A 7,488-nucleotide genomic window follows, 5' to 3' on the forward strand; every position below is an offset into this window, starting at 1 on the left:
GTTGTAGACAAGCTAAAGTAAGTAGAGTGAAAAGTAGTTACTCACTGATTGAATTGATATCCAGTTTTCTAGATTGTTACCAGTTTTTCCTGGCAGCCATAGCGATACGGTACCACCTGACTCCATTCCGAACTCAGAAGTGAAACGTATTAGCGCCGATGGTAGTGTGGGGTTTCCCCATGTGAGAGTAGGACACTGCCAGGTCCCATTAAAAGAAACCCGCCTAACGGCGGGTTTTTTGCGTTTGGAAGAAACCAAAAATGGGGTCAGAGTACATTAATCCTTAATTCCCCAGCAAAACCTTCAAATTGGGGTCAGAGTACTTTATTACCCAAATCATAAGAGCCAAGTCAAAGTACCCTTATCCTCCAATGAAGAAAAACAAGAGAAATGTACTCCGACCCCAACATTAAAATGTGTTTTTCCGCGACTGCACTCTTTACCAGCTCAAGTCACTGTGAAAGTTTCATTTATCAAATAGTTTAGAGCGCACAAACTCCAACACAGACCATCAGTCTACTCACTCAGGAGTAAAGGGGTCAGAGTACTTTTTTAACATTCACACTTATTAAAACGTAGAAATGTACTCCGACCCCAATATTAAGACGCACGGGGCAGATTACCTTTCTGAACAAACGAGTCTAACTATGCGTGACTTCATAACAGTGTGGGACAAATTGTTAGATTCTTCAGCATGCCTTATTAAGGAAATGTACTCTGACCCCAATATTCGAGCGACAGATTAAAAAAAGAACGGTATGGTATGGACATGGAAATACTAAACAACTTGGACGTTAAGATGTTAGCCTTACCATTCGACAACAATCCGGCTTACTTGCGCGGCAATTTTCAAATTGAACCTATCGCTGGCTTATTAAAGCAGCATGTAGAACTCGTTTGTTTTCTACTCATAGCAGTATTTTTCATTGGTAATGCATTCGTAGAAAATAGTGAAAAAGAACAAGTCTTGTCTAACCCTCAAAAAAATGATTTTTTCTATATAGATTATAGGGCTATTGATCCTACATCAGACGCTAGATTTCGTTATGTTCCAATGAAACTTTTGAATATTGAAAACGGTACTTATACGTTCAAAGTAGGAAATATCGCTCACACAGCTCCCGTTTCGCCGAATCAGCACGCTAAATTTGACAAGGCCTTGCTGCTAAGAAATTACTATCGAGTTGATAATCTTGTTTTAGATGAAGCACAAGTAAACAAGTTAGTTTCATCTGGCGCCATTTATGATGCAAGAAGACCTTGAAATATTTATATCGGTGGATGGATGGTTTTGCATCTCAACGAATTAGTACCTGAATAGCATTCATTAATAAAGCGTCCTTGCGAATTTACGGCGCAACAGTTAAATCATTGAACCTAACTAATTTGTAGTAATGTACTCTGACCCTATTATTTGAAGCTCAGAGAATGGTTTTGCATCTCAACGAATTAGTGTCTGAGTAGCATTCAATAATAACGCGTCCTTCCTAACTCATAGCGCAATAGCTATATCGTTGAACTTAGCTAATTAATAGAAATGTACTCTGACCCCATTAATTTGGTTGATAAAGTACTCTGACCCCTTTATTTGCTTATAATACTATCCGCTTATAGATAAATTGTCAGAATCGCTCTACATTTTAATGATGTTAATAAAGTGTTAAGCCTGCCTGATGAAGTATTTTGTATTAGCTATTGTTGCCGGACTCGTTCAAGTCGTGATGTCATTTATGACGTCGAATATTTTAATATCTACCGGTATTACATTTTTATCTATCCTTCTTGCAGCCTTTATCCTCGAAAAGGTGCAGCAAAATCAGAATTCTGAATCCAACTACTCCAACATTAATGATGAATACATACAGAAAGAAAGCAGCAACGATGCAACGAAAGTGAGTCATGCGGCTAGTAATATAGCTATTGGTGGGGCTTCTATTTCGTTCTTTTTAGAACAGCTATCAAAGGCATTCAATGAACAGGTTGCGAACATAGGCGAGATGAGCGGCAGACTTCAGCAGCTAGAGTCCTCATCAAGTCAGTTAGATGCATTAGCAAAGAATGCAGCCTCTTCTATGAATGAGTCAGATGAAAAAACGCAGTTCGGAAGCACCTCATTAAAGGACGTTTTGAGCGAACAACAGCAATTGGTGAAAAATATAAATGCATCATCTGAAGCGCTCATAACGCTGAAAAGTAAAGCCGAAGGTATAAGTACTATCACGAACACGATTAACCAATTGGCCGATCAAACAAATATGCTCGCCCTTAATGCGGCTATTGAGGCGGCACGAGCGGGTGATCAAGGGCGTGGTTTTGCTGTCGTAGCCGACGAGGTGCGCGAGCTGGCTAAGAAAACAACCGATGCCACGTCTGGAATTGAAAGCTTATTGCAAGATATGAATACCAGTAGCCAGGCAGCAGTGGCGACTATGGAAACGGTACTTAATTCTAGTGATAACATGAATGTGAAATTACAGGAAAGTGAAGATGCTATCTCACAATCAAGCATGCTTTCTACAAAAGCTCGGGAATCGATGGGCGCTATGCAGGCTATGGTTGAAGAAAATGCCGAACATAGTGCAGGTATCAGTACCAATATACTTCAACTGCACACCACAACAGAAAAGTTAGAGCATGATCTCACCGATGTTTCTACACAGGCTTTGTCTCTGAGCAGTCAAGCGGAAGACATTTTTAGGCTATTGGAAAGTTTTAATGTAAACGATAGAAATAGCGAAGTTAGAGATATAGCCGTTAATACAGCGAAAACAATAGGGAAGCGTTTCGAGCAAGCGATTGCAGATGGAGAGATATCAGAATCTCAGCTATTTAACTTTGACTATACCCCTATACCGAATACCAACCCACCTAAACACGCCACACCCTTTGATAAGTTTACCGATAATGTGCTCCCCGCTATCCAGGAGCCATTATTAGAAGCTAACAGTTTCATTATTTATGCAGGCGCAGTTGATAAAAATGGGTACTTTCCTACCCATAATAAAAAGTTTAGCCAGCCTCTTACCGGTAATTACGAAACAGACTTAGCGAATAATAGAACTAAAAGGATATTTAACGATAAAACCGGCAGTCGTTGCGGTAGCAACACTTCCACATTTTTGCTTCAAACTTATAAACGAGATACTGGCGAGATCATGCATGATTTGTCTGCTCCCATTTATGTTAACGGCAAACATTGGGGAGGGTTTAGAATAGGTTATAAGGCTAAGGAACAGTAATATCTGAATGCCCGGTTGGAAGCATACGCTCCAATCGGCTGGTTCGAGCACAGGCGGGCAGGTTTAACGCTATCCGCAGCAATACCCGCTGCAATATTATTCTTTCTTTACGCTTTTATTTGGCGCTACGTTACCCTACCATTAGCGAATTGTTCGCAGTTCGTAAAAATCTATGCCTTCATTACAACCTTACAGCACATTTGGCCTTGCAGCTTCTTGTGATTCTATTCAGTCGTTTACCGATGTTGCTTCATTTCTGTCTATCTACAAAGCCCATAAGAACAATACAAACAAAGCCATTTATATACTCGGTGGCGGAAGCAACTCGATCTTTACCGATGATTTTGACGGCACAGTTTTGGTGAACGAGATAAAAGGCATAAGTCACTTTGATACTGAAAGCCATCACTACTTAAGGGTAGGTGCAGGTGAAAACTGGCATGACTTCGTCACCCTTTGTATGAAAGAGAAGTGGTATGGATTCGAAAATCTCGCCTTAATACCAGGCTCAGTAGGCGCATGCCCAATTCAGAATATTGGTGCGTACGGCCGAGAAGTGAATACGCTAATTGACAAAGTAGAATGCGTATTTCTTGAAACTGGCGAACAAGTGCTGCTGAGCAATGAAGACTGTCAATTTGGTTACAGGGATAGTGTGTTTAAACATGCACTCGCTAACAAGGTGCTGATCACTCACGTTAACTTTAAATTACCCAAGCACTACGAACTTGAAACTAGTTATGGCGAACTAGCCGCACTTACTGAGCCTACACCAGAAAAGGTATATAGTAAGGTAATTGAAATAAGGAAGAGCAAACTTCCGGACCCGAACGAGCTAGGTAACGCAGGAAGCTTTTTCAAAAACCCAGTGGTTTCAAAAGCAATCTATCAAGCGATTGCACAAGAATATGATTCAGTCCCTCATTTTGTATTGAGTCAGAGTGCCGATTTGCCACCCACTGAAAACGAACAAATAAAAATACCTGCGGCGTGGCTTATTGACCAAGCAGGTTTTAAAGGCAAAACTTTGAATAAAGTACGATGTCACCCTACACAGCCATTGGTTCTTACAAACTTAGGTGGTGCCACCGGAAGCGACGTACTAACCATGGCAAAAGATATCATAGCAAGCGTACATCAAAAGTTTGGTATACAGCTCGAGCCAGAAGTACGCTTATTAGGAAGCAAAGGACTTATTTCGCTATGAGACAAGCATCAAAAGCTATAAGAAAACATATTCTCGCTTTGTTGTCCGACGGCCAATTCCACTCCGGTGAAACCATTGCACAGCAAGTAGGCCTCTCGCGTACAGCAGTAGCAGGCCATATCTCCCAACTCGCCGATTGGGGGCTGGATGTATTTAAAGTAAAAGGTAAAGGCTACCGTTTAGAACGAGGGTTTCCATTGTTAAGCGCCGACAGCATTAAACGCCATTTAGGCAATACAAAACGAGCGGTTATTGATGTGGAGTCGGTATTACCTTCCACCAATACAGAAATGAAGAAGCGTATAGCGAGTAAAAGAGAAGATCTTGAAAACGGCGATGTTGTTTTCGCTGAAATTCAGACCGATGGGCGCGGCAGACATGGTCGTTCGTGGTTAGCACCAGTTGGCGGCAGCTTAACTTTCTCTATGTACTGGTCTTTTCCCGACGGTTATCAAAGCATGGCGGGGCTTTCTTTATTAGTGGGCTTGGCTGTTTGCGATGCACTTAAAGAATTTGGTGTAGAAGACGCTGAACTTAAATGGCCGAATGACATTTATTTGCAAGGTAAAAAACTTGCGGGCGTACTTATTGAGGTAGAAGGGCAAATAGGTGCTACGGCGCATAGTGTTATCGGCATAGGTTTAAATGTTTGTGTGCCCGATAATCAGTACGATGTTGGTCAGCCTCATAGTGATCTTGCGTCTTATTTAGGTACTATCCCAGATAGAAATGCTTTAGCGGCGGAAATTATTAAATCGCTATGGTCTTATTTACCGAAATTTACCCAACAGGGCTTCGGGCCATTTACTGCATATTGGGAAGCGCTCGACTTATACGCCGACAAACGCATTGTTTTACAAATGGGTGAGAAACGTTTTTCCGGTATTGACAGGGGAGTGGACGCCAGCGGCGCACTACTTGTTGAAACACAAGATGGTATTACGCGATTCCATGGTGGTGAAGTTAGCCTAAGAGGCAATTAACGTTTTATTTTGTTTTACTTTATAGCTGAGCTACGAAAATTTGGCCATTTTTATTATAAAAGTACTTCGTAGTTCATCTTTGTGATTTTTAGATAAAATTCTTTCCGTTCGTTTTACGCATTACATTGCGACTGAAACCAAAAATATGAACAACATTGAAGAAAACCACGTCATATTAGTGGATATCGGTAACACCCGAATAAAATATTCACTACTTTGTCATGCAGAAGAAGAGCCTAATGCATGCGAAGATACCAATTCTCTTTTCTCTTTTATCGATTCTCAGAAAAAAATTTCTCATTTATACATAGCTTCGGTAAGAAATCAGGAGCTGGTTGATGAAATATCCGCCATGTGTAACGAGCGAAAAATTATTTTTGTAGAAAAGCACACAGAGAAAGAAGCCTTCGGCATAAAAAATAGTTACGCGAATGTTCAAAAAATGGGCGTTGATAGGTGGCTTGCCATGGTCTGTGCTGCAGAAAAATCAAAAAAAGCATTTTTTGTTATGGATGTGGGTACGGCAATAACGGTTGATTTTGTCGTAGATGGTCAACATTTAGGCGGTTGGATCGTGCCTGGTTTTCAAGTAATGCGTAATGCATTGGTTGCTTCAACTAAAAAAGTATTCGCGAATGATGAAATTCCGACCACCTTTGGTGTGGGGACCGATACCGAAGATTGTGTGGCAACAGGGTGTCATGCTGCCCTATATGGTGTTTATTTGAGCGCGATTGATTACATATCAAGCAAACAAACCGAATTTGACATAATTTTAGGGGGTGGAGACAAAAAAGTGTTTGCATTCTTAAAATCTGCTGATAACATGCGCCTCGCTCATTTGGTGATGCAGGGTCTTGCCCGCTACGCTCGAAGTGAACTTTTAAAGGGAACGTCGACGTAAGTTTTTGATTAGTTGAAAAATTGGTCAAAAAAGAAAATTGAAAAATTTTCAAAAAGACACTTGCACAGAGTTAAACAATACTCTAGAATGCGCACCCACTTGATGTAGTGCCGACTTAGCTCAGTTGGTAGAGCAACTGACTTGTAATCAGTAGGTCGCCAGTTCGATTCCGGCAGTCGGCACCATCAATCTGGAGGGGTACCCAAGCGGTCAACGGGAGCAGACTGTAAATCTGCCGGCTCAGCCTTCGCAGGTTCGAATCCTGCCCCCTCCACCACTTTCTCTATGAGGTGGCCAGAGAATTAGGATTGCGGGCATCGTATAATGGCTATTACCTCAGCCTTCCAAGCTGATGATGCGGGTTCGATTCCCGCTGCCCGCTCCAAATCAGTGCTGATATAGCTCAGTTGGTAGAGCGCACCCTTGGTAAGGGTGAGGTCGGCAGTTCAAATCTGCCTATCAGCACCAGTTTATTTCTCCCCAGCTCATGTAAAATTTCTAAATTTTTTAATGTAACTTTGCTGGGATAATAGAAATGGCAAAAGAAAAGTTTGAACGTACGAAACCCCACGTAAACGTGGGTACAATCGGCCACGTTGACCACGGTAAAACTACCCTAACTGCAGCTATCACTACAGTTCTTTCTAAAACTTACGGCGGTAACGCACAGGCTTTCGATCAAATCGATAACGCGCCTGAAGAGAAAGCACGTGGTATCACCATTTCTACTTCACACGTAGAATATGACACTCCTACTCGTCACTACGCACACGTAGACTGCCCAGGACACGCTGATTACGTTAAAAACATGATCACCGGTGCTGCTCAGATGGACGGTGGTATCCTAGTAGTTGCTGCGACTGATGGTCCTATGCCACAGACTCGTGAGCACATCCTACTTGGTCGTCAGGTTGGTATTCCTTACATCATCGTATTCATGAACAAATGTGACATGGTTGATGATGAAGAGCTTCTAGAGCTAGTAGAAATGGAAGTTCGTGAACTTCTTAACGAATACGAATTCCCAGGTGATGACCTACCAGTTATCCAAGGTTCAGCTCTTAAGGCGCTTGAAGGCGACCCAGAGTGGGAAAAGAAAATCATCGAGCTTGGTGAAGCGCTTGATTCATACATCCCAGAGCCAGAGCGTGCAAT

General features: G+C 41.9%; 6 protein-coding genes, 4 tRNA genes and 1 rRNA gene. All 11 read left to right on the top strand.

Annotated features, from left to right (window positions below):
- The first annotated feature begins 88 nt into the window (after positions 1–88).
- A 5S ribosomal RNA gene (rrf, locus tag BGK61_RS19170) occupies positions 89–204 on the top strand.
- 565 nt (positions 205–769) lie between these two features.
- Positions 770–1,264 (top strand): hypothetical protein, encoded by a 495-nt coding sequence (locus BGK61_RS19175; protein WP_234349542.1) that lies wholly within the window; start codon positions 770–772, stop codon positions 1,262–1,264.
- A gap of 409 nt (positions 1,265–1,673) precedes the next feature.
- Positions 1,674–3,239, top strand: a complete 1,566-nt coding sequence (locus BGK61_RS19180; RefSeq protein WP_076012829.1) for a methyl-accepting chemotaxis protein — start codon at positions 1,674–1,676, stop codon at positions 3,237–3,239.
- 172 nt (positions 3,240–3,411) lie between these two features.
- Positions 3,412–4,446 carry a UDP-N-acetylmuramate dehydrogenase gene (gene murB, locus BGK61_RS19185; protein WP_076012830.1) on the top strand — a complete coding sequence of 345 codons (1,035 nt, stop codon included), beginning with the start codon at positions 3,412–3,414 and terminating at the stop codon, positions 4,444–4,446.
- Positions 4,443–5,429, top strand: coding sequence for a bifunctional biotin--[acetyl-CoA-carboxylase] ligase/biotin operon repressor BirA (gene birA / locus BGK61_RS19190; protein WP_039222269.1), 987 nt, complete (start codon positions 4,443–4,445; stop codon positions 5,427–5,429). Before murB ends, birA begins: the two co-directional genes overlap by 4 nt.
- 145 nt (positions 5,430–5,574) lie before the next feature.
- Positions 5,575–6,333 carry a type III pantothenate kinase gene (locus tag BGK61_RS19195; RefSeq protein ID WP_076012831.1) on the top strand — a complete coding sequence of 253 codons (759 nt, stop codon included), beginning with the start codon at positions 5,575–5,577 and terminating at the stop codon, positions 6,331–6,333.
- Between the two features lie 109 nt (positions 6,334–6,442).
- Positions 6,443–6,518 (top strand) — tRNA-Thr (locus BGK61_RS19200).
- 7 nt (positions 6,519–6,525) lie between these two features.
- Positions 6,526–6,610 (top strand) — tRNA-Tyr (locus BGK61_RS19205).
- 33 nt (positions 6,611–6,643) lie between these two features.
- Positions 6,644–6,718: transfer RNA gene (locus BGK61_RS19210), tRNA-Gly, on the top strand.
- Positions 6,719–6,725: 7 nt separating this feature from the next.
- A tRNA-Thr gene (locus BGK61_RS19215) sits at positions 6,726–6,801 on the top strand.
- Between the two features lie 67 nt (positions 6,802–6,868).
- The coding region (locus BGK61_RS19220; protein WP_157888803.1) for a GTP-binding protein at positions 6,869–7,488 on the top strand (620 nt) is incomplete at its 3' end.

It is taken from the genome of Alteromonas abrolhosensis (genome assembly GCF_001953635.1).
GTDB lineage: Bacteria > Pseudomonadota > Gammaproteobacteria > Enterobacterales > Alteromonadaceae > Alteromonas > Alteromonas abrolhosensis.